The following is a 21,550-nucleotide window of genomic DNA, read 5'->3' as shown; positions in this document are numbered from 1 at the left end:
AACATGCAGGCGGATTTTCTGGATGCACATGAACGACACTGGGAGGACGCGGAGCGCTTGCTCCAGGCGCAGCGCTGGGCGAATGCCGATCACCTCTACGGCATGGCGGCGGAGTGCGGATTGAAGCGGCTGATGCTGGCCTTCGGTATGCCTTACGACACGTCGAATGACTGCCCCGCCAGTGGAGCAGATCGCAAACACGCCGATGGCATCTGGACGCGCTTCGAGAGCTATCGCTGCGGCCACCATCAGGGCGCCGCTTATGTCTTGCCCAGCGCAAACCCTTTCGACAACTGGAAAGTCTCGCAACGCTATGCCCATCAATCGCATTTCGATCAGGCGCGCGCGCAGGCGCACCAGTCGGGAGCGGATGCCGTCCGGGCATTGCTGAAGAAAGCACGCAAGGAAGGGCTGCTATGACGACCTTCGATCAAATTGTGCCCGCCGCTTCCGAAGTGCTGGAAGCGCATCGAGCGCAGGTGGAGCAACTCCCTTGGCTGGTGATCAATCGCGACCTTAACGGGCGCGTGCGCTTCATCGTCCCGGAACGGATCGAGGCCGATGATGATGCGCGCCGGCAGGTCGAGATGCTTTATCAGACGCTTGCTACGCGCATCTCACCCCATGCCCATCCGGCCGAATCCGGCATCCTGTACGAGGCCAGCCGCGATGAGGTTTGCTTAGGTGCGGCAAGCTACCCGCTGGAAGGCTTTGACAATGTCTGGGTGGTCGATCGGCTGGCGACGGAGGGCAACTGGGCGAACATCGCCCCAGAAACCGAAGGCGCGCCGCGTATCGTCTTCTTCTCCATCAAGGGCGGTGTCGGGCGTTCGACCGCGCTGGCGGCCTGCGCCTGGAAGCTGGCCCAGCTGGGCAAGCGCTTGCTGGTGCTCGATCTGGACCTGGAGTCGCCGGGGCTCTCCTCAAGTCTGCTGCCGCAGGAGCGCCAGCCCATGCATGGCATCACCGACTGGCTCGTGGAGGACCTGGTCGACAACGCCGATGGTGTGCTCGATGGCATGGTTGCCACGAGCGGACTTTCGCATGACGGCGAAATCCATGTGGTGCCCGCTCACGGGAAGAACGCGGGCGAGTACATCGCAAAACTCGGTCGGGTGTGGATGCCAAAGGTCCGCAGCGATGGCTCGCGTGAGTCTTGGTCTGCCCGCTTGCAAAGGCTGTTGCAGGCGCTGGAGGCGCGCATCCAACCCGATATCGTGCTCATCGATTCGCGCGCAGGGATCGACGAGGTGGCCTCGAGCTGCGTCACCGATCTGGGTGCGAATATGGTCTTGCTCTTCGCGCTGGATGGCAGCCAGACCTGGAGCGGTTACCGGATCTTGTTCGATCACTGGCAGCGCGCCCGTGTCGCCGAGTGTATTCGCGAGCGGCTGCAAATCGTCGCGGCGCTGGTGCCAGAACTCGATCCGTCGGCCTATCTGACGGATTTGCGCGAGCGGGCTTATGACCTTTTCCTTGAGACCCTGTATGACGAGATACCTCCTGCCGACGCCGAGGGATGGAGCTTTGACCTTGCGAACGAGTTGGCGCCGCACATGCCCTGGGGGGTGCGTTGGCATCGCGGTTTTGCAGCATTGCGCACCTTGCATGGAAGACTCGCGCAAATCGATGACGACGAGGTTCGGCATGTATTTGGCGACTTGATTGGGCGAATCGTGCGCTCCTTGGGTTGGGGCGACGGTTATCCCAAAGTGATCGATGGAGGTGTGTTTTGAGTGTGAATTCCGCGATGACCGAGGCGCAAGCCCTGCGTGAAGCCATCCTCTCCGCGCCGCTGGATACGAGCCATTTCGGAGGGGCGCCGGACGCGGCGACGCTTTACGTGCCGCCCTCGCATCTCAAGGCGCTGCGCCTGGATGCGCATGTCGTCGTGGGGGGGCGTGGCGTCGGTAAATCGTTCTGGACTGCGGCGCTGGAGTCGGAGCATTTGCGCAGGCTGTTGGGGAGCGCGGCATCCGAACTTGCCGGTATTCATGTACGGCTTGGTTTCGCCAACGTAGAGCGCATTGACCGCTACCCCAATGCCGATGTGTTCGCCGTCTTCCTCGACCAAGGCGGCGACCCGTATGACTTGTGGCGAGCCGTGATCCTGCGCTGGGTGGCGGAAAACTCCTCGCAAGCAATTCCTTGCCAGGACTGGATGGAGACCGTTGCTTGGCTGAAGTCAGAGCCGGAAGCAGCCGCACGGCTCATGCAGCAGCCGAGAGACTGGCGCGGGCTGATTGTGTTCGACGCACTGGATCGCACCAGCAACGTCTGGCAGCGCATGGATGACATCGTGCGTGGTCTGTTGCGCGCCGTACTCTGGCTCAAGAATTTTTCTGGCCTGTATGCCAAGGTTTTCTTGCGGGAAGATCAGGCCGAACGCACGGTATTCAACTTTCCGGACGCTTCCAAACTCACCGCGACCAAGGCGGAGTTGACCTGGAGTCGGCATGACCTCCACGGATTGCTCTGGCAGCGTTTGATCAACGCACCATCGCCATATGGCGAGCGTCTGCGCGCCATCTGTCCGCATGTCGTTCAGGACGGCATATGGCGCGTCGCCGACGAGATGAAGGTCGAATCGGAGGCGCAGCGCAAAGCATTTGAACGTCTGGCCGGCCCCTGGATGGGGCGCGACAGACGCCGTGGTGTGCCCTACACGTGGGCCATCAGCCATTTGGCTGACGGGCAAGGCCGCACCTCACCTCGGTCTTTTCTTGCAGCGATCCGGCAGGCTGCGGAGGATTCTACTGAGCGCTATGGTCAATACGAATTGGCGCTGCATTTCGAGAGCATCAAGCGTGGAATCCAGAAAGCGTCTGAGATTCGCGTGCAGGAAGTGGCTGAGGACTATCCATGGGTACCCTTGGTTCTGTCCGAACTGAAAGGCCTGAACGTCCCTTGCGAATTTGATGGGGTCGTGGCCCGTTGGTCAGCGAAGTTTCCCGATGGGCCACAGAGCATTCCATCGGATCGTCTTCCTCCTGAGCATGCGGCACGCGGTTGGGACGGCCTGATGGAAGACCTGCAACGCTTGGGGTTGATCGAAACTAAGAAAGACGCGCGCATTGACATGCCAGACTTGTACCGCGTGGGTTTCGGTTTGGGGCGCAAGGGTGGCGTAAAGCCCAAAAACTGAGAAAAAGTGCGATGAGCATTCGGCGCTTTTCCTCCCGCACCCATCGGCTGGATGCGAGCTTCCTGATGCAGCATCTGATTGGCGCGAAGAGCTACAAGCGCATTGCGGGCTACTTCACCAGTTCTCTGTTCGAGGTAGCAGGCGAAGCCTTGGAGCACATTCCGGAGGTCAAGATCGTCTGCAATGTGGACATTCACCCAGACGATTTGAAGGTGGCGCAACTGCGCGAGAGCAAGATGCTGGGCCGCTGGAACGAACGTGGTCTGGAAGCTGAGGCACTGCTGAACCGGGACCGTTACCGCCGGTTGGATGCCTTCCTGCAGCGGCACGGCCAGGCCGTGCGGGTTGCACCAGACGACATCTGCGGCTTTGTGCATGGCAAGGCGGGCGTGATCACGCTGGCCGATGGCCGCAAGTTGGGCTTCATCGGCTCGATGAACGAGACGAAGAGCGGCTGGCAGCACCATTACGAAATCCTGTGGGAAGACGAGTCGCCGGAAGGCGTGGCGTGGATCGAGGAGGAGTTCGACTTTCTCTGGAACGCCGCCAAGCCGCTGCCGCAGGCCGTGATCCGCGAGGTGCGTCGGCGAGGGTTTCGGCGTGAGATCGAGTTCACCGAGATCGAGGACGATGAGCACCTCGCGCCTGCGGCGTTGATCGAGTCGCCGCTGTACCGCGAGGGACAGCAGCTTCAGCCGTGGCAGCAGGGTTTCCTGACTGAGTGCCTACGACACCAGCGTCTGTACGGCACGGTGCGTCTGCTGCTGGCCGATGAGGTGGGCCTGGGCAAGACGCTCTCGCTGGCCACCGCCGCGCTGACGCTGTGCCTTCTGTCCGACAAGGAAAACGGCCCGCGCCGTCCGGTGGTGATCTTCGCCCCGGCCACGCTGACCGAGCAATGGCAGACCGAGATGCTGGACAAACTGGGTATCCCGACCGCACGTTGGGATACCGTGGGCAAAGTCTGGTTGGACGCGGAGGAGCGAGTCATTTCCCCTGCGGGGCGCGAACAGATCGCCCATTGTCCGCTGCGGATCGGCATCGTCTCCACCGGACTGATGATGCGCGATTCGCTGGAGAAGCAGCACCTGCTCGGTATGCGCTTCGGTGTCGTGATCTTGGACGAAGCGCACAAAGCCAGAACCCGCCAGGGCTTCGGCAAGGAGGCCGGAACGCCGAACGAGCTGCTGGCTTTCATGCGTGAGATCGCCGCGCGTGCCGTTCACGTGCTGCTGGGCACGGCCACGCCGATTCAGACCAACCCCGCCGATCTGTGGGATTTGCTGAGCATCCTGCACCAGGGCCCAGGGCGCTTCGTGCTGGGGCATGACCTCGCCCCTTGGCATCGTCCCGACGACGTGCTCGACATCCTCGCGGGCCGCGCGGAGGTGGAGACGCTCGCCCATGCTTGGGAGCTGCTGCGCTCGCCGCTGCCGCGCACGGAGTCGACCACTGAGTCTCGCGCCCGGCGCTTGTTCTCCGCCATCCGGCAAGACTTGGGGCTGCAGAACGGCGAGTGGCAAACCAACCGGTCGCTCGCCGACTTGACGGAAGAAACACGGGAGATTCTGGAGGAGGAACTGGAACGCCGCATCGCCGGAGCCAGCTTTTTTCAGCGTGAGAACCCGTTGGTGCGCCATGTCGTGCTGCGCAAGCGCCAGCAGCTTGAAGATGCGGGGCTGCTTGCTCGCGTCGGCGTGGATGTGCATCCTGATCGAGGACAAGTATCGGAACAGCGCGCTTTTGATGCCTTGTTCGAAGGCAAGGCGCTGCGCACCTCGGAAAACTTCCGCCAGGCCTATGACGAGGCCCGTGCTTTCGGCAAGGCGCTGGCCAAGCGCGGCAAGGGCAGCGGCTTCATGAAGAACCTGATGGAGCAGCGGATCTGCTCCAGCATTTATGCGGGCTTGGCAACCGCGCGGCGCTTGCTGCAAGGCGAGGCCGTGCACGAAGAAGATGAAGATAGAGAAGCCGACCTCAAGATCGAGACGGACGAGGAGCGCGAGGTACTGCAACGGCTGATCGCCCGGCTGGAACAGCTGGATGTCGACCCGAAGATGGAAGCCATCGTCTACTTCCTCGACAAGGAAAAGTGGCTCGGCTTGGGCGTCGTCATCTTCAGCCAATACTACGACACAGCGAAGTGGCTGGCCGATTCGCTGGCGGCCCGCTATCCCGAGGAGGCGGTCGGCCTATACGCGGGCGCTGGTCGCAGCCGGCTGTATCAGCGCGGCGACAGCGTGACCGTCGAGCGCGAGACGCTCAAGCGCATGGTGGCCGAACACCAAATTCGCCTGATGGTGGCGACCGATGCCGCGTGCGAGGGCCTGAACCTGCAAACCCTCGGCACCCTGATCAACGTCGATTTGCCGTGGAACCCGACGCGCCTGGAACAGCGCATCGGCCGCATTAAGCGCTTCGGCCAGCGGCGCGAGACAGTGGACATGCTCAACCTGGTTTTCGAGCAGACGGTAGACGAAAAGATTTACGAGCGCTTGTCCGAGCGCATGAAGAACCGCTACGACCTTTTCGGCTCGCTGCCGGACACCATCAAGGACGAGTGGATCGATGACATCGAAACCCTCGGCGAGAGGCTGGATGAGTACATCAACGCGCAGAAGACCGCGACAGGTTTCGACTTGCGCTACACCGGCACGATGATGCCGCTGGAGAAAGACTGGCGAGACTGTTTCGAAGTGCTGGCCAGGCGGGACCTCGTCTCTTTGATGAGTGTTGCCTGGGGGAGCAAACTGCTTTGAAACTACCTCGCCATCTCTTAACCAGGGCCCCAACGAGATTCTGAACGAGGGGGTGGATGGCGATCGATTCATTAGGCATGTCGAGACTCACGGTTTAGTGTTCTTTCCGGTTTGCGCTCCGGGCCGACCGGCAGTGAAGCCGCCAGGCCAGGCTCGATGCAGCGGTGTGGAGCGACAGATAACCGGTCCAGATCCGTTTCCAGAGCTGGCGCGAAATCTTCCGTCCGCCTTTCCGTTCCATTTCGTCCAGGTAAAGCATGATGGCCTCCCGCGCTCTGGCGGCATGGCCGGAGGCGAGATTGTCGATACTGAGGTGCAGCTGGACGATGGCGGGATCGATGCCGTGGCTGCGCAGTACATCGATCAGCCGCATGTAGCCGGCGCCCAGACCGCTGAGTTCGATGGCGAGGTTGAGGCCCAACAGTTCAGGAAAACAGCGCTGCGGGCATAAGCCCATGGCGAGGAGGTAAACCGGAAGGTCGAAGGCGGCGTCGAGAAAGCGCGGATCGTTGGCGAATGCCGGGCTGTCGAAGGGCGGCAGCTCGATGCCAAGCCGGTCGAGCAGGTGGCGGTAGACGTTGGGGTGGTTACGTTCGGGCAGGCCGTTGCCCAACTCGTCGGCGTATATCTTGAGGAGGTGGCGGCCGGCGGTATCCAAACATTCCGCGGCGGTGCCGATGCGGGCCAGCCAGCAGCCGTCGATCAGAATCGTCGGGGCCAATTGGAGGATGACCCAGTGGCAGAAGTCCTTGCCGATCTGGGGATGCGGGTCGGACGGGCGGTAGCGCTTTATCTCGTGGGCATGGATGGCCTCGGTCCGGGCGTGAAGGCCGGTTTCGCTGTAGGGAAAGAAGCGCCGATGCCCGCGCTGTAAAGGCAGCATGATGCGTGTCAGGCGCAGTATCCTGTGCATCACGGCGACAGCCCGTTCCGGCACATCCACGGTCGATTCGGCGCCCAACAAGACCGTGTAAAGTGCCCGTTTCGACCTGAAGCCGTCGCCCGGTGCCAGCCCGGCCTCGGCGGGCCGTGGCACGAATGCTGGAGCTTGCGGGGCAAGCGGGATCGGGCGATCTTCGGCTTCGATCCAGTCCAGCCAGACCTGCCGCTCGGCGCGGTCGAATACACCGAACATCGGTCCGCCGAAATCCATGGCGCGGATCAGCCGGCTGGCTACGGGTCGGTCCCAGTCCACCCAGGGCGAACCGCGCAGGGCCCGGAGCAGCGGCTCCGGATCGGGATCCGCCAGCCATTCATCGAGGCTGCGTCCGGCCAGCAGGATTCTTCCATGATGGCCGACGGCATGGCTGCGCCTGGCTTGGATGATCAGGGCCAGCGCCTCCTTCGCCGGAAGCTTCCGGTCAGCCGTGGCGGCAGTCTGATTCAACAGCTCGGCGAATAGTCGGCGATAAAGGTCCCAGCCGGCACGGATGCGCTCTTCGTCCAGGCCTTCACAAGCCTGCAGCGCCGCATGGGCCAGGGTGCGGTTGCGGGCCATGTCACTTGGGTCGGCGCCTTGCCACCCGTCCCACCAGGCCGGTTCGCGCAGGTTGTGGGCCAGAGTCCAGCCCAGCAGCTCGGGAAAATAGCGGCGCGGCCAGTGGAACAGGCAGAGCTGGGCGGTCGGCAGGTTCCAGGCGAAATCGGGGATGCCCGGAGTTTGGAAAAAGGCGGGATCGTTCAAGGAGGGCAAGGCCACCCCGGCCAGGGTGAGTCCGGCCCGAAATCGGAAGGGGGCCGAGACGGCGGGATTATCCAGGCCGATGCTGTGGCAATACAGATCGAACAAATGGCACTCGGCCGGACGGTGGGCGGTGGCGGGTTGTGCCGCACCGGCCAGGCAGATCTGATCCAGCAGCATGGCCGGTGCCAAGGCAAGAAGAATGTTACGGCGCTCGACCGGATCGTCCGGCAGAGGTAATGCCGGCGCCGACCAGGGGCGCCCGAAATCCGGAGCCGGACCGCTTTGCCCGGCCAGCGCAGATTGGAAAAACGCCTCGGCCATCCTCAGCGATTCGGCATCCGGGGGGCCGTGCAACAGCGCCCGACACAGTCTGCGCGAGCAGGTCAAGGCATCGTCTCCGGTTTGGTGAAGAGGTAATCGCCGACCGCTAGGGCATCCATGCCCGAACCCAGGAATACCCCGAACGCATCCTCCATGCAGTGTACGATGGGTTTACCCATGACGTTGAAGCTGGTGTTGAGCAGCACCGGCACGCCGCTTTGGCAGTGGAAGCGGGCGAGCAGGTCGTGGAAGCGCGGGTTCCATTCCGGATTCACGGTCTGCGGCCGTCCGGTTCCGTCCACATGGACCACCGCCGGCACCCGCTCGCGCGCCTCCGGTCGGAAACGCAGGGTCCGCTCCATGTAGGGCGATTCCTGATAGGCCAGAAACCAGTCCGGGCCGTGCTCGCCGAGGATGGCTGGGGCGTAGGGACGGAAGGGTTCGCGGAATTTCACTTCGCGGTTGATCCGGTCGCCCGTGTCCGCACGGCGGGGATCGGCCAGGATGGAGCGGTTGCCCAGAGCGCGGGGACCGAACTCGGCCCTTCCCTGCATCCAGCCGAGAATCTTGCCCTTTACCAACAGCTCTGCGGCGGCGCCGATGAGTCCCTCACCGGGGAGTCGCCGTACCGGCACACCGGCGTAACGGGCGAAACGCTCGATGTCCTTCGCAGGGATTGCACTGCCGAGATAAGGCGACAGATGGCTGGCTTCGAATACCTGCCCCTGATGATCTTCCCGGTAAGCCAGCCAGGCGGCGCCCAGGGCCGTGCCATCGTCGGCCGGGGCCGGGGGCACATAGAGGGTCCGAAACGGTGTAGACTCCAGAATGCGGCCATTGCAGACCGAATTAAGGGCGCAGCCGCCGGCCAGGGCGAGATTGGGCGAGCCCTGGCGGTCATGCAGATGGCTGAGTAAGCAATGCACGGTGTCGCTGAAAAAATGCTGACCGCTGTGAGCGAGGTCGGCCACGGACTCCGCAGTTTGGCCAGGACGACGTCGACGAGATTCCAGTTGCCGCAGGCGGTCGAAAAAAACCGGATACCGTGTCCTGAGCTCCAGTCCTTCCACTGTCATCATATCGCGCAGGCAAGTCAGGATTTCAGGATCGTCGCGGCCATAGGAAGCCAGCCCCATGACCTTCCATTCGTCGCCGCCCAGCCAGTCGAAGCCGCACAGCTCGGTGAGCTTCATATAGTAGAATCCGAGACTCTGCGGTCCCCGCTGCCGGGCGATCGGGCGCAGTCTGCCGTCGCGGTAGTCGAAGAAGGCCATCGAGCCGGTTTCGCCGTAGGAGTCGATCACAGCACAGGCGGCGGTGTCGAAGGGGCTGGCATAGCAGGCCAGGGCGGCATGGCAGAGGTGGTGGTCGTAGCCACGAATGCGGACCGGAATGTCGGGGAAATCACGGCGCAGAGTCCGCGCCAGATTGAGCAGACGGCTCTCGAGGACATGATGCTGTGCGGCCTGCATGTGGTAGATCTGGTAAGGTTCCAGCCAGGTATGCACCCGCCGGCCGGCATTGGTGAGGATGCCGCGGGGGGACAGCCAGCCCAGCCAGCGCGCAAAGTGCTCGTGTAGGGGACGGGTGGCCTGCCAGTTGCAAGCGACGACGAACTCGCGGGCATCGGCGCAATGCTCCTGCAACAGCAGGGGCAAGTGGAACGGGTCATCAGGCGGAGTATTCAGGGCCCGCTTGCTCTGGAGCCGCCGTTCGGCGGCTTCGGCGAACAGTACGCAGCCATCGGGGCCGACGATCGCCAGGGCCGGATCGTGGTAGGTCAGGCACAGGCCGAGATAGTAGGTTCGCGCTTTGGATGGCCGCATCGTGAGGTTCCGCAAAGCTCATGAGCATTCTATCGAAAACCCGGTGGAGGACCATTCGGTCGCTGCCATGGTGGACCGGGTACAGCCTCAGTCTGGTGTTTCCTCTGACGGTATTCGGATTCCTCGCCAGCGGCCCCCACCGTCCGCTGGTGGCATTGCTGTGGACCCTGCCCATGCTGCTCCTGCTGCTGGCCGAGTCTTTCGGGCCGGCGGAAACCCGAACCGTGCCGGAATCGGTCCCGGTTGTGCTTTTCGATGCCCTGCTGTATCTGCTGTCGATCCTGCAGCTGGTGAATCTGTTCGCCTTGGGACGGATGGTTTCCCAACTGGGCTGGAATGGCATGGCGGAAATCGGGGCGAGCCTGGCCGATCTGCTGGTGATCCGGGCGATGGTCTCGGCGGACTTCGTTTCTGCAGGCATTTGCCCCGCGCATGAGTTGATCCACCGCCACTCGGCCGGGCAGCGCTGTCTGGGACGGCTGCTGCTGGCTACCTTGGGCTACGATCATTTCTACCTGGCACACAAGCTGGGGCACCACGCCCGGCTGGGAACCGCTGACGATCCTTCGACGGCGTTCCGAGGAGAGAGCTTCGAAGCATTCTACCGGCGCGGGCTGCGTCAACAATGGCGCATCGCCTGGTCGGTCCGGCGCGGTGCGGCTTTGGCGGGGATGGCGTTCGAACTGGCATGGCTGGTGGTCTACACGGTATTGTTCGGTCCGCTGGCGATGCTGGTATTGCTGCATCAGGCGAGGGGGGCCATACGGACGCTGGAGTCGGTCAACTATTTCCAGCACTACGGTTTGACCGAAGATTCCGGTCCTGCGAGAGCCCTTGCCTGGCGCAACGATTCGGCCGTGAGCCTGTTCATGTTTCTGGCGCTGACCCGCCATGCCGACCACCATCTCCGTCCCGGTGTAGATTTCGCGGCACTGCGCACCGTGGTGGAAGGACCGCAAATGCCTTACGGCTACATGGGCATGGCGCTGTGGGTACAGCGGCGCAACGAGAGCTACCGGATCTGGGCGGAACGTCGGCTCGATCTGGAACAGGGAAGGGTGGAACCGCAGCCTCCGAAGGCAGATTCGGCAGGCGGCGCTATTCGGCCGGCGTTTCCAGGCAGCGGGAAACGAGATCGTCGAACCGGCGCAGGCCGGATGCCAGCGGCGTAAAGCTCAGACCAAGACCTATGGATACCCCGATGCTGTTGGCTAATATGTCGAAAGGGTCTGTGGTTCTGACACCGGTGAACCCCTGCAGCAGCTCCAGGACACCCCCCAGCGCGACAAAGAAGGCCGGCCAGCGCCAGTGGCGGGAATAACACTGGCAGAACCATACGGTCAGCACCGCATAAGCGAGAAAATGCTGGGCTTTGTCCCAGCCCAGGACGGACGGGGGCTGGGGTAATTGGGGAAGCAGGGAGAGAACGACGACCACGGCGACCATGGTCCAGCCGAGGCAGCGCCAAAGGGGAGTGTAGCGGTATGCGTTCTGGGTCAGATCATTCATGCCCGCTGCATTGATCAGGCTCAGGCGAAAAAAGTCGCCGGATTTCCCACACGGGCCAGACGGGGTAAGCCCGTGCGTAGAGCGGAAATCACGGCGGCCGCGTTGCGCTTTTGATGCCCGTTCAGTCCCAGCTCAGCGTGCCGCCGGTTTGGTATTCGGTGACACGGGTCTCGAAGAAGTTCTTTTCTTTCTTCAGGTCCAGCACTTCGCTCATCCAGGGAAAGGGGTTGGTCACGCCCGGATATTGCTCCGGCAGGCCGATCTGGGCGCAACGGCGGTTGGCGATGAACTGGAGATACTCCTTGAACATCGGCGCATTCAAGCCGAGGATGCCGCGCGGCATGGTATCGTAGGCGTATTGGGTTTCGATGTCCACCGCCTCGCGGATCATCTGCACCATTTCGGCCTTGAAGCTTTCCGTCCACAGGTGTGGATTTTCCAACTTGATTTGATTGATCACGTCGATGCCGAAATTCATGTGCATGGATTCGTCGCGCATGATGTACTGGAACTGCTCGGCGGTGCCGGTCATCTTGTTGCGCCGGCCCATGGAGAGGATCTGGGTGAATCCGACATAGAAAAAGATGCCCTCGAAGATCACATAGAAGGCGATCAACTCGCGCAGCAGCTTCTGGTCGTTTTCCGGCGTGCCGGTCTTGAAGTGCGGGTCGGCAAGATACTGGGTGAAGGGCAGGGCCCATTCGGCCTTGCGCGCCACCGCCGGGACCTCGCGGTACATGTTGAAGACCTCGCCCTCATCCAGCCCCAGAGACTCCACCACGTATTGATAGGCGTGGGTGTGCAGGGCCTCTTCGAACGCCTGGCGCAGCAGGTATTGGCGGCATTCCGGGTTGGTGATGTGGCGGTAGACGGCCAGCACCAGGTTGTTGGCCACCAGGGAGTCGGCCGTGGAAAAGAAACCCAGGTTGCGTTTGATGATGGTGCGCTCGTCCGGGGTCAAACCGTCGGCGCTCTTCCACAGGGCGATGTCGGCGTTCATGTTGATTTCCTGCGGCATCCAGTGGTTGGCGCAGGCGTCCAGATACTTCTGCCAGGCCCATTGATACTTGAACGGCACCAGTTGGTTGAGGTCGGCGCGGCAGTTGATGATGCGCTTGTCGTCCACCTGGATACGGCGGGCACCTCTCTCGATGTTTTCCAGGCCGGTCGCGCCGGTGGCAGGCGCCACGCTGTCGAGCCGGGTTCCGGCGGGCACCGTGCCCGGTTTCGGAGTGGGATCGACGCAGGTTTCCAGGTCCAGAGTGAGGGTGGTATTGGTCGGCGGATTCGGCCGTGGCGTCAGGCCGGCCAGAGGATCTTCCCAGTTCAGCATGGTTGTTACTCCCTTAGAGTCATATCGAGGTCACGGATAAGGAAAGAGGCCGGCTCACTCGGAGGCCGGGCGGCGGCCAGGCAGCATCCGGTGCAGAATGCCGTTGCGGTCCACATGATGATGTTTGATCGCCATGACGACATGACCCACCACCGCGAGGGCCAGACCCCAGCCCAGGAATTCGTGGATCTCCACGAAGGTTTGTGCCAGGACCTCGTTCTTTTCGACCAGGGCAGGCAGTGTAATCAGGCCGAACAGCTTCACTGGATAGCCGTTGGCCGAGCTGACGGCCCAGCCGCTCAGTGGCTGGGCGATCATCAGCCCGTACAGCGTCCAGTGTGCCGAATGCGCTGCCCGTTGCAGACCGGGCGACAGGGTGTCCGGCAGCCGGGGTGGCGGATGGAGCAGTCGCCAGGCCAGCCGGACGGTCATCAGGGCCAGCACTGCCATGCCCAACCCTTTGTGCCAGGCCATGATGGCGGCTTTCTCCGGTCCTTTCGGCAGGTCCGAGACGTAGAAACCGATCAGCCATGCCAACACGATCAGCGCGGCCATGATCCAATGCAGCCATTTGGCGGTGGTCGTGTATTCGCCCTGGGTCGTATTCATGGATGCACTTCCCGATCGCAGAACAGGGGACGGTCTCAGTGGCCGGCGTCGTGCTTGCCGTTGGCCGCACCTGCAGCGCGCGAAGGCGCATCTGCCCCCCGGTCCACGCTGACGTTGCCGACCGGAGCGCCGTCGAGCGTCATCTCGGTGATACCCTTGTCGCGTTCGTAGCGGCAAGTCAGCACGTGGTCGCCGTTGTCGGTGTAGTTCCAGGTCAGGCTCACATAGCTGTTGCCGTCGCTCTGCGACTCGCTCGGCATGTAAAGATGAGTGCCGGCCTTGGCTTCGCCAGCCTGGGTGCAGGATTCCCTCGCATAGGTGTTCAACATGTTGCCCGACATCAGCAGTGCCTGGCCGACTTTGTCCTGCTCAGTTTCCTTGGAGAAATAGACGATCCCGAAACCGACGATCATGATGCCTACGAATGCGTAGATGAGTTTGGTCAGTTCACTCATTTTGCCTCTCCTTTCCTCTCTTATGATTTCAGTTGTTTTCAGGGAGCCTTCCGCCAGGACCCGACGGCCTTACCGGATGCCAGGTCCATAATGCACAAGGATGGGCGTTCCGGCTACTGGCAGGCTTCGCAAGTCGGATCGTCGATCAGACAGGCCCTGGACTCGGCCGGCCGGGCATCGGCATGGGCGGCTTCCAGCGACCGTAGGCCGGGGATCGCATCGTCGATCGGGTCGGTTTTCACCGCATTGAGTTTGCCGTCGAAGGCCGTACTCTTTTCCACGTGGGTGGCGCCCAGCGAACGCAGGTAATACGTGGTTTTCAGACCGCGAACCCAGGCCAGTTTGTAGAGCGTGTCGAGCTTTTTCCCGGAGGGCTCGGCCAGGTAGAGGTTCAGCGATTGCGACTGATCCAGCCATTTCTGGCGGCGCGAACCCGCCTCGATCAACCACCGAGCGTCGATTTCGAATGCGGTGGCATAGAGCTGTTTCAGGGTTTCCGGGATGCGCTCGATTTTCTGCACGCTGCCGTCGTAGTACTTGAGGTCGTTGATCATGACGGCATCCCACAGCCCCAGGGCCTTGAGGTCCTGCACCAGATAGGGGTTGACCACAGTGAATTCGCCCGACAGGTTTGATTTGACGAACAGGTTCTGGTAGGTCGGCTCGATGGACTGCGATACGCCGCAGATGTTCGAGATCGTTGCCGTGGGGGCGATGGCCATGGTGTTGCTGTTGCGCATACCGACCGTGCGGACGCGTTCCCGCAGTGCGTTCCAGTCCAGGGTCAGGCTTTGGTCCATCTGCAGATAGCCGCCGCGGCCCTCTTCCAGCAGCGCGATCGAATCGATCGGCAGCACGCCGCGGCTCCACAACGAGCCGTCGAAGCTGCTGTAGCGGCCCCGCTCCGCGGCCAGGTCGCAGGAGGCCTGGATCGCGTAGTAGCTCACCGTCTCCATGCTCAGGTCGGCGAAGGCCACGGCTTCCTGCGAGGCATAGGGCAGCCGCAGCTTATAGAGAGCATCCTGGAATCCCATGATTCCTAAGCCTACCGGACGGTGGCGCAGATTGGAGCGGCGCGCCTCCGGCACGCTGTAGTAGTTGATGTCGATGACATTGTCCAGCATGCGCATGCCGATGGCGATGGTCCGCTGTAGCTTCGTCGTGTCAAGCGCGCCGTCCGGCGTGATGTGCGCCGCCAGGTTCACGGAGCCCAGGTTGCATACGGCGATTTCATGGTCGTTGGTGTGCAGGGTGATTTCCGTGCAGAGGTTGGACGAATGCACTACGCCGGCATGTTGGTTGGTATAACGCAGATTGCAGGGGTCCTTGAAAGCCAGCCAAGGATGGCCGGTCTCGAACAGCATCGACAGCATTTTGCGCCATAACTGGTTGGCGGGCAGGCGCTTGTACAGCTTGATTTCGCCACGGTCCGCCTTGGCTTCGTATTCGAGATAGCGCCGTTCGAAGGCCAGGCCCGTCAGGTCGTGGAGGTCGGGCGTGTCGTTCGGCGAGAACAGGGTCCAATCCTTGTCTTCCGCCACCCGTTTCATGAACAGGTCCGGCACCCAATTGGCTGTGTTCATGTCGTGGGTGCGGCGGCGGTCATCGCCAGTGTTCTTTCTGAGGTCTAAGAATTCCTCGATGTCGATGTGCCAGGTTTCCAGATAGGCGCAAACCGCGCCTTTGCGCTTCCCACCCTGATTGACTGCGACCGCCGTGTCGTTGGCGACTTTGAGGAAGGGCACTACCCCCTGGGATTTGCCGTTGGTGCCCTTGATGTGGGCGCCCATGCCGCGCACCCGGGTCCAGTCGTTGCCCAAACCCCCGGCAAACTTGGACAACAGGGCGTTGTCCTTGATGGCGCTGTAGATGCCGTCCAGGTCGTCAGGTACGGTGGTCAAATAGCAGGATGAGAGCTGTGGCCGCAGGGTGCCGGCGTTGAACAGCGTCGGCGTCGAAGACATGAAGTCGAAGGAGGACAAGAGGTCGTAGAACTCGATCGCCCGTTCCTCACGGTCGATTTCCTGGACGGCCAGACCCATGGCGACACGCATGAAGAATGCCTGAGGCAATTCGAAGCGGATATCCCCGCTGTGGATGAAATAGCGGTCGTACAGGGTCTGGAGACCCAAATAATTGAACTGCAGATCGCGTTCCGGTTTGAGCGCTTCCCCCAACCGCTGCAGGTCGAAGCGCATCAGTTCTGGCGACAGCAGCTCCAGCTCGACGCCTCGCTTCACGTAGTCCTTGAAATATTCGCCGTAGCGCTCGCCCATCTCGTCCTGGGTGGCCGAAATGGTGCCATGGCCGAGAAAACTCAGGGCTTCCCGCCGCAGCGCATCCAGCAGCAAGCGGGCCGCGACATAGGAATAGTTGGATTCCTGCTCGATGCGGGTGCGGGCGGTCATCACCAGGGTCGGCGCAACTTCTTTTTCGGGCACGCCGTCAAACAGGTTGCGACGGGTTTCCTCGATGATCCACTCCGGTTCGACGTCCGCGAGACCGCGGCAAGCTTCTTCCACCACCCGCCGGAGACGAGCGGTGTCCAAGGGCTTACGGCTACCGTCTTCCAGGGTGACTTGGCAGACGTCTTCCCTACCGCCCGGCGCATTTTCCTCTTTCTGTTTCTCGGCGCGCAGACGGGCACGCTCCTCCCGGTACAGCACATAGGCGCGGGCGACCTTTTGGTGGCCGGCACGCATCAGCGCCAGTTCGACCTGGTCCTGGATGTCCTCGATATGGATGGTGCCGCCGCCGGGGAGGCGCCGCAGCAGTGCCTTGACCACCAGATCCGTCAGCTCTTCCACGCTTTCATGGATGCGCCGGCTCGCCGCCGCGTTGCCGCCTTCCACGGCGAGGAAGGCTTTGGTGATGGCGACGCTGATTTTGGCGGCGTCGAAACCCGTCACTTTGCCGTTGCGGCGGATGACCCGTACTTCGCCGGGGGACAGGCTGCGGAGTTCGGCCGGAGCGGCATCGGGTGAGATGTCGGAGAAGGGGCGGGCGGCGTTTTCGGTAAGCATGAACAGGACCTCCTGGGGTTGTGGTCGCGCTTATGAACACTATAGACGGTATTTTTTAGTTCAGTCAAGCACATTATATTGTGTTCAAGCGGTGGATGAACTGTGGATGGCCTGTGGACAAACGGCGCCGGGCCGCGCCGGTTCGCATGTCCAGGCGGCGGGGTGATAAAGTTGCGCTTTTCGTTTCCTTCCATGACGGAGTCCCGATGAGCACAAATCCCGAGCTGACGCCCCCTGAATTGCTCGCTCCGCCACAACCGGTCCATTCGGTCGACGAGGCGCAGGCGGCCGGCATGGTCCGGCTGGAGCCGGAGACGCTGGCGAAGCTGGACATGAAGGTGGAGGACTTCATCGCCACGGTCATCGATCATCCGCTGCACAGTGAGGAGTTCAAGGCCAGACTGACCGGGGCACACACCCTGGGGAACGAGGAAATCAGGGCGGCGGCCGGCATTTCCAACCGCCTGCTGGAAAAGCCCATGCGGGCCATGAGCGCCGGGGTGTTCGACAGCGGCTCGGACATTTCCCGCGCCCTGCTGGATCTGCGGGCCAAGGTGGAAGAGCTGGACCCCGCGCGCCAGGGCAATCTGCTGGAGCCGCGCAAACTGCTGGGGCTGATCCCTATGGGCAGCCGTATCCACGATTATTTCCGCCAGTACGAATCGGCTCAGGCCCATATCAACGGCATCATCCAGGCTCTGTACGCCGGCCAGGACGAACTGCGCAAAGACAATGCCGCGATCGAGGAAGAAAAGATCCAGGCATGGAAAATCATGGAAAAGCTGGAGCAGTATGTCTATGTCGGCAAGAGGATCGACGCCGCATTGGAACAGAAGCTGGCCGAGATCGAGCTGCAGGACCCGGAGAAAGCCCGAGTGGTGCGCGAGGAGCTGCAGTTCTACGTGCGCCAGAAGGTGCAGGACATCCTCACGCAGCTCGCCGTGACCATTCAGGGCTACCTGGCCATGGACATGATCCGCAAGAACAACCTCGAACTCATCAAGGGCGTGGAGCGGGCGACCACGACCACCATTTCCGCGCTGCGTACCGCGGTCGTCGTCGCCCAGGCCCTGGCCAACCAGAAGCTGGTGCTGGACCAGGTCGGGGCCCTGCGCGCCACCACCGGCGGTCTGATCGAAGCCACCTCGGCCATGCTCAAGCAGCAGGCGGGCAGAGTCCAGGAGCAGGCCGGCAGTACAGCCGTCGATCTGAATCAGCTCCAGGCCGCATTCCAGAACATCTATGAGACCATGGACAGGGTCGCTGCGTACAAGCTGCAGGCGCTGGATCACATGCGGCAGACGGTGGACGCTCTAACCCAGGCGGTTGCCCGGTCGAAGACCTATCTCGACCGTACTCGGGAAGAGACGGTAGCCGAGGTGGCGGGCACCCTGCCTCCTGCGAAGCAAGACGAGATCGTTCTGTAGTCAGGTCCGGGGCGGCACCATCTCGATCTGGAGCGGCCGGACGCTGTCGAGATGTACGTCGCGCTGGGGGAAGGCCAGCGTGATTCCGTCCTCGGCGAAGCGTTTCTCGATCATGAAGCGCAAGTCGCTGGCGATCTGGTAGGCGCTCATGGACGGGTGCATCTCCAGCCAGTAATAGAGCCCGAAAACCAGCGAATTTTCGCCGAAATCCTCGAACCACACGAACGGTGCCGGGTCGTCGAGAATCAGGCCGTGGCGGCCGGCGCATTCGAGCAGGATGTCGGAAACCCGGTGCGAAGGCGAGCCGTAGGCGACGCCTATCTTGACCGAGCGCCGCAGCTTCGGCGTGGTGTAGGTCCAGTTGGTGACCTTGTTTTCGAGGAAGGTCGAATTCGGGATCATCGTTTCCACGCCGTCGAAGCCGCGCACCGTCGACGAGCGGACGTCGACGTCAGTCACCGTGCCGACGATGCCGTCCACTTCCACGATGTCACCGACCTTGATCTTGCGTTCGAACAGGATCAGGGCGCCGCTGATGAAATTTTTCAGCAGGGTCTGGGTACCGAAGCCCACGCCGATGGCCAGGGCGCCACCCAGGAAGGCGAAGGCGGTGAGGGGGATGCTCATGAAGTCGAGCACGACCAGGAGCACCACCAGGGTGAAAGCAGCGCGCAGCCAACGGCGGAACAGATTGGCCTGGGGTGGATCGATGCCGAAATGCGAGATCAGCGTGCGCCTGATCCGCCCGGTGAATACGCCGGACAGCCAGTAGCCGAGCAGGAACAGCAGCACCGCGCCTACGCTCTTGCCGAAAGTCACGCTGCGGCTGACGGCGACGGCTTTGCCTTCGATTTCGATGCTGTCATCCACGGCGAACAGTTCGAACTGCCAGAGCGCTTTGGCGATCGCGGTGACCGCGGCGACAAACTCGCCCAGCCGCTGTTCGAAACCGAGCGCGCTGAGTTGGACCTTGTGTTCGTCCCGCCAACGCTGAAGCGTGCGTTCGGTCCGATCCACGAAGAGTCGCAATTTCTGGACGGCCTCCAGGCGGGCGCGGTAGGCGTCGGCCGCCGATTGTTCGTAGCCCCTGATCTGGTCGGTACTGCGCTGCAGCTTGTCCAGCCGTGCCGCCTGGCCGCGTTCTTCTGCGTACGCCAGTTCCGACTCACCGTCGAGATAGGCCAAGACGGGCTGCAGCCGTTCGATGCTCTGGCCGATGAGATCGAGTGCCTGGCGCCTGGTTTCGGGGTCGGAGCTGGTTACCAGGAGGTAGCGTTGCTTCCAGAGGTCGGACAGATAGCGGCCGATCGCCCCGATCGTGTTCACGGCGTAGCTGCGGAACCGGAGAGTCTGCAACCAGGCGTCGGCGGCTCTCAGGCGCGCGCTGATCGCATCGGTCTCCGGCGCCGGTGTGGCGGCATCGGCTTTGGCCTGCTGCAGTGCTCGCGCGGCTGCATCGCGCTCCCGGCTCCAGCGCTCGTGATCGGACAGAATGCTTTGCTGTTCCTGCTCCAAGGGCTGCTGAGACTGCCGCAGGCCGTCCAGTATGCCCTCCAGGTCCTGGGGTGTGAACGAGCCATGGTCTCTGGCCTTGGCGATCTGCCTATGGAGCAGCGCGGCTTCCGACCTCGAAGTTTCAAGGCGGGTCTTGGCCAGGATGAGTTCGAGACCGCTCCAGGCCAGACGGTTGTCCGTCACGCGTTGGCGCAGTTGGGCCAGCGCCTGGTTCGACTTCGCTTTGGCTGCATCCTCCGGAGTTTTGGCCTTCTCCACGGCTTCGGCGGCCAGCCTCACGGCGGCCTTTTCCTGCCTGGCGTCCGTCTCGAAGCGGACGGCGTCGCGTTGGAGTTGGACCTGGGCCGATTCGAACGCCGCAATTTTGGTCCGGGCGGCATCGAGCGCATCCTGAAGATCGTCCAGCATCAGCACCGAATAGGGCGGCGGCTGGTCGAAACCCGACCAGGCCGCTTCCTTGGCCTTGGCCTCATCACGGGCCCGGCTCGCCGCTTCCTGTTCCGACAAGGTTTCCAATTCGACTTGATAGATATAGACCAGGAGATCGGCCTGGCGGCGGGCCAGCGCCTTGTCCTCGGGCGTAAATTCCGGCGCGTTGTCCTCGCTCGCCAGTCTGTCGCGCAGGGCGGTGGCATCTTCCAGTTTTCGCCGGATTTCCAGACGCAGTTCCGCGGGGGCGGGCATCGCGGCCGGGGCAGCGGAAGCTTCCGCCTTGCCATTGCCGCCCGGTACTGCGGGAATCTCGCCGGATGCGCCGGGTGCGACCAAAGCGACCAGCGTCAACAGCGTAGCCATACGGCCGCACAGGTTCAGTGTTGCCATCAATCCCATCCGGTCTGCGAGCGGTCAAATTTCTCTTTCAAGAATCGGGCATGCACCGCGATGGCCTGGGCGTCATCCCGGTACAGGCTGCTCAGCATCTGGCGCAGGGACTGGTCCAGCACGTCGAGCTGTTCATGGAGCACCGCCTGCGCCGTCTTGCCGTGCAGCAGCGGTTCGGTGCGGGCCAGGTCGGGGGGCAGCGCGAGATAGTGCTCCACCGCATCCGGCAGATATTCCAGGGCGATGCGGCGGACGTCGTAGAGCATGGGGTCGGCCTCATGGGCCGTGCGCAGGAGCCGGTCCAGAGCCGCGAGCAGCGACTCGCCGATGCTGGCGATCCGGGCTTCCGTCTCGGGGTCGAGACGTCCGGCGAGGCGGTGTTGCAGGGCTTCCAGCCGCGCCCGTACCGTCGCCGCCGGGTTTTCGTCGAACTGTTCACGAAGCTGGTCCAGATTGCCGGCGGTGCGGGCGAAACGCTCGCTGAATGTTTCGAACGCGACCTGCCGCAGGCTCTGTTCCAGCGTATCGAGCTCGGCGACGAGCTGCTGTTCGGGCATCCTGCCGTCGTCGAGGCTGTGAGTGGCAGCGTAGTGCTCGGGAAGTTCCAGATAATGGTTCAGCAGCGCGGGCAGCTCTTCCAGTACCGCCTTGCGCACCGCCAGCGTTGCCGGCGACTGCTGCGAGCGGGGAAGATCGAGCTGTGGAAGCAGTGACTGCACCAAAGCTTCGGTCTCCGACAGCTTGGCTTGCAGCGCCGGCAGCGTCGCCCGCGTACGGGCGCCGTCGAACCGCCGGGCCAGACCCCGCGCCTTTCTCCGCAGTCCCCAGGACAAACCCGCTCCCCGCGCCGGCAGCACCAGCCAGAGCACCAGGTAGAGCCAGAAGGTAAAGCTGAAGCTGAAGAAGATCGAGACCAGGAAGATCAGGCGGACCAGCGACACGTCCAGCCCGAAATAGCGTGCGATCCCCGCGCACACGCCGCCGATGCGGCGGCGGTCGGGATCGCGTTCGAGGCGGGATGAACGGGGGAGGGCAGAAGGGGGTTGCATGGATCGCATCGAAACCATCGGGCGGCCGTAAACCCGCCAAGCATAGCGCAACTCGGCCCGTGCCTGTTCCCTC

Annotated in this window: 15 protein-coding genes; 6 read left to right on the top strand and 9 right to left on the bottom strand. The window is 62.6% G+C overall.

Translation table 11 applies throughout. From position 1 onward, the window contains the following. Positions 1–3 precede the first annotated feature (3 nt). From N4J17_RS14145 to N4J17_RS14130, 4 genes are read left to right on the top strand one after another with little or no spacing between them, the layout of a single operon-like run. Positions 4–420, top strand: a complete 417-nt coding sequence (locus tag N4J17_RS14145; RefSeq protein ID WP_198323840.1) for a hypothetical protein — start codon at positions 4–6, stop codon at positions 418–420. After that, a complete protein-coding gene (locus N4J17_RS14140) occupies positions 417–1,736 on the top strand; it encodes a ParA family protein (RefSeq protein ID WP_198323841.1) in 1,320 nt (439 codons plus the stop codon). The genes N4J17_RS14145 and N4J17_RS14140 overlap by 4 nt, the downstream gene beginning before the upstream one ends. Further along, entirely contained in the window at positions 1,733–3,145 is a 1,413-nt protein-coding gene (locus tag N4J17_RS14135; RefSeq protein WP_198323842.1) for a hypothetical protein, read from the top strand. Before N4J17_RS14140 ends, N4J17_RS14135 begins: the two co-directional genes overlap by 4 nt. 11 nt (positions 3,146–3,156) lie before the next feature. Then, positions 3,157–5,904 carry a phospholipase D-like domain-containing anti-phage protein gene (locus N4J17_RS14130; RefSeq protein WP_198323843.1) on the top strand — a complete coding sequence of 916 codons (2,748 nt, stop codon included), beginning with the start codon at positions 3,157–3,159 and terminating at the stop codon, positions 5,902–5,904. A gap of 94 nt (positions 5,905–5,998) precedes the next feature. Here the strand turns inward: N4J17_RS14130 and N4J17_RS14125 are convergent, their stop codons facing one another. Both N4J17_RS14125 and N4J17_RS14120 read right to left on the bottom strand, forming a co-directional pair. Then, a complete protein-coding gene (locus N4J17_RS14125) occupies positions 5,999–7,975 on the bottom strand; it encodes an iron-containing redox enzyme family protein (RefSeq protein ID WP_232470667.1) in 1,977 nt (658 codons plus the stop codon). Further along, positions 7,972–9,735, bottom strand: coding sequence for a carbamoyltransferase family protein (locus N4J17_RS14120; RefSeq protein ID WP_232470669.1), 1,764 nt, complete (start codon positions 9,733–9,735; stop codon positions 7,972–7,974). Before N4J17_RS14120 ends, N4J17_RS14125 begins: the two co-directional genes overlap by 4 nt. 20 nt (positions 9,736–9,755) lie before the next feature. Between N4J17_RS14120 and N4J17_RS14115 the strand changes: the two genes are divergently transcribed. Then, positions 9,756–10,907, top strand: coding sequence for a fatty acid desaturase (locus N4J17_RS14115; protein WP_232470670.1), 1,152 nt, complete (start codon positions 9,756–9,758; stop codon positions 10,905–10,907). Here N4J17_RS14115 and N4J17_RS14110 read toward each other — a convergent pair. The 5 genes from N4J17_RS14110 to N4J17_RS14090 all read right to left on the bottom strand — a co-directional run bounded on the left by N4J17_RS14110 (position 10,834) and on the right by N4J17_RS14090 (position 16,664). Beyond that, the gene (locus N4J17_RS14110) at positions 10,834–11,244 is read right to left on the bottom strand and encodes a VanZ family protein (protein ID WP_198323845.1); all 411 of its coding nucleotides are present in this window, start codon (positions 11,242–11,244) and stop codon (positions 10,834–10,836) included. The two genes, N4J17_RS14115 and N4J17_RS14110, sit on opposite strands and share 74 nt — an antisense overlap. Positions 11,245–11,365: 121 nt before the next feature. Beyond that, entirely contained in the window at positions 11,366–12,577 is a 1,212-nt protein-coding gene (locus tag N4J17_RS14105) for a ribonucleotide-diphosphate reductase subunit beta (protein ID WP_198323846.1), read from the bottom strand. A 54-nt stretch (positions 12,578–12,631) separates the two neighbouring features. After that, on the bottom strand, positions 12,632–13,186 hold the full coding sequence (locus tag N4J17_RS14100) for a cytochrome b (RefSeq protein WP_277458503.1): 555 nt from the start codon (positions 13,184–13,186) through the stop codon (positions 12,632–12,634). A gap of 35 nt (positions 13,187–13,221) precedes the next feature. Continuing rightward, positions 13,222–13,641, bottom strand: a complete 420-nt coding sequence (locus tag N4J17_RS14095; protein WP_198323847.1) for a hypothetical protein — start codon at positions 13,639–13,641, stop codon at positions 13,222–13,224. Positions 13,642–13,754: 113 nt separating this feature from the next. Then, positions 13,755–16,664: a ribonucleoside-diphosphate reductase subunit alpha gene (locus tag N4J17_RS14090; RefSeq protein WP_198323848.1), complete on the bottom strand. Its 2,910-nt coding sequence runs from the start codon at positions 16,662–16,664 to the stop codon at positions 13,755–13,757. Positions 16,665–16,870: 206 nt separating this feature from the next. Here N4J17_RS14090 and N4J17_RS14085 point away from each other — a divergent pair, with 206 nt between their 5' ends. Continuing rightward, the gene (locus N4J17_RS14085; RefSeq protein WP_198323849.1) at positions 16,871–18,091 is read left to right on the top strand and encodes a toxic anion resistance protein; all 1,221 of its coding nucleotides are present in this window, start codon (positions 16,871–16,873) and stop codon (positions 18,089–18,091) included. On the opposite strand, the gene N4J17_RS14080 is transcribed toward N4J17_RS14085, so the two are convergent. Both N4J17_RS14080 and N4J17_RS14075 read right to left on the bottom strand, forming a co-directional pair. Further along, positions 18,092–20,428, bottom strand: coding sequence for a mechanosensitive ion channel domain-containing protein (locus N4J17_RS14080; protein WP_232470673.1), 2,337 nt, complete (start codon positions 20,426–20,428; stop codon positions 18,092–18,094). It abuts the gene before it with no gap. Next, entirely contained in the window at positions 20,428–21,477 is a 1,050-nt protein-coding gene (locus N4J17_RS14075) for a PspC domain-containing protein (RefSeq protein ID WP_198323851.1), read from the bottom strand. Before N4J17_RS14075 ends, N4J17_RS14080 begins: the two co-directional genes overlap by 1 nt. Positions 21,478–21,550: the final 73 nt, after the last annotated feature.

It is taken from the genome of Methylococcus capsulatus (genome assembly GCF_036864975.1).
Taxonomy (GTDB): Bacteria; Pseudomonadota; Gammaproteobacteria; order Methylococcales; family Methylococcaceae; genus Methylococcus.
This window is presented reverse-complemented; position numbering and strand designations above follow the sequence as displayed.

What these genes read in the sequence shown, in the direction of transcription:
- N4J17_RS14145 (WP_198323840.1), top strand. Translation starts at nt 4, where the DNA reads ATGCAGGCGGATTTTCTGGATGCACATGAACGACACTGGGAGGACGCG.
- N4J17_RS14090 (WP_198323848.1), bottom strand. Translation starts at nt 16,664, where the DNA reads ATGCTTACCGAAAACGCCGCCCGCCCCTTCTCCGACATCTCACCCGAT.
- N4J17_RS14110 (WP_198323845.1), bottom strand. Translation starts at nt 11,244, where the DNA reads ATGAATGATCTGACCCAGAACGCATACCGCTACACTCCCCTTTGGCGC.
- N4J17_RS14140 (WP_198323841.1), top strand. Translation starts at nt 417, where the DNA reads ATGACGACCTTCGATCAAATTGTGCCCGCCGCTTCCGAAGTGCTGGAA.
- N4J17_RS14100 (WP_277458503.1), bottom strand. Translation starts at nt 13,186, where the DNA reads ATGAATACGACCCAGGGCGAATACACGACCACCGCCAAATGGCTGCAT.
- N4J17_RS14080 (WP_232470673.1), bottom strand. Translation starts at nt 20,428, where the DNA reads ATGGCAACACTGAACCTGTGCGGCCGTATGGCTACGCTGTTGACGCTG.
- N4J17_RS14095 (WP_198323847.1), bottom strand. Translation starts at nt 13,641, where the DNA reads ATGAGTGAACTGACCAAACTCATCTACGCATTCGTAGGCATCATGATC.
- N4J17_RS14115 (WP_232470670.1), top strand. Translation starts at nt 9,756, where the DNA reads ATGAGCATTCTATCGAAAACCCGGTGGAGGACCATTCGGTCGCTGCCA.
- N4J17_RS14120 (WP_232470669.1), bottom strand. Translation starts at nt 9,735, where the DNA reads ATGCGGCCATCCAAAGCGCGAACCTACTATCTCGGCCTGTGCCTGACC.
- N4J17_RS14130 (WP_198323843.1), top strand. Translation starts at nt 3,157, where the DNA reads ATGAGCATTCGGCGCTTTTCCTCCCGCACCCATCGGCTGGATGCGAGC.
- N4J17_RS14085 (WP_198323849.1), top strand. Translation starts at nt 16,871, where the DNA reads ATGAGCACAAATCCCGAGCTGACGCCCCCTGAATTGCTCGCTCCGCCA.
- N4J17_RS14105 (WP_198323846.1), bottom strand. Translation starts at nt 12,577, where the DNA reads ATGCTGAACTGGGAAGATCCTCTGGCCGGCCTGACGCCACGGCCGAAT.
- N4J17_RS14075 (WP_198323851.1), bottom strand. Translation starts at nt 21,477, where the DNA reads ATGCAACCCCCTTCTGCCCTCCCCCGTTCATCCCGCCTCGAACGCGAT.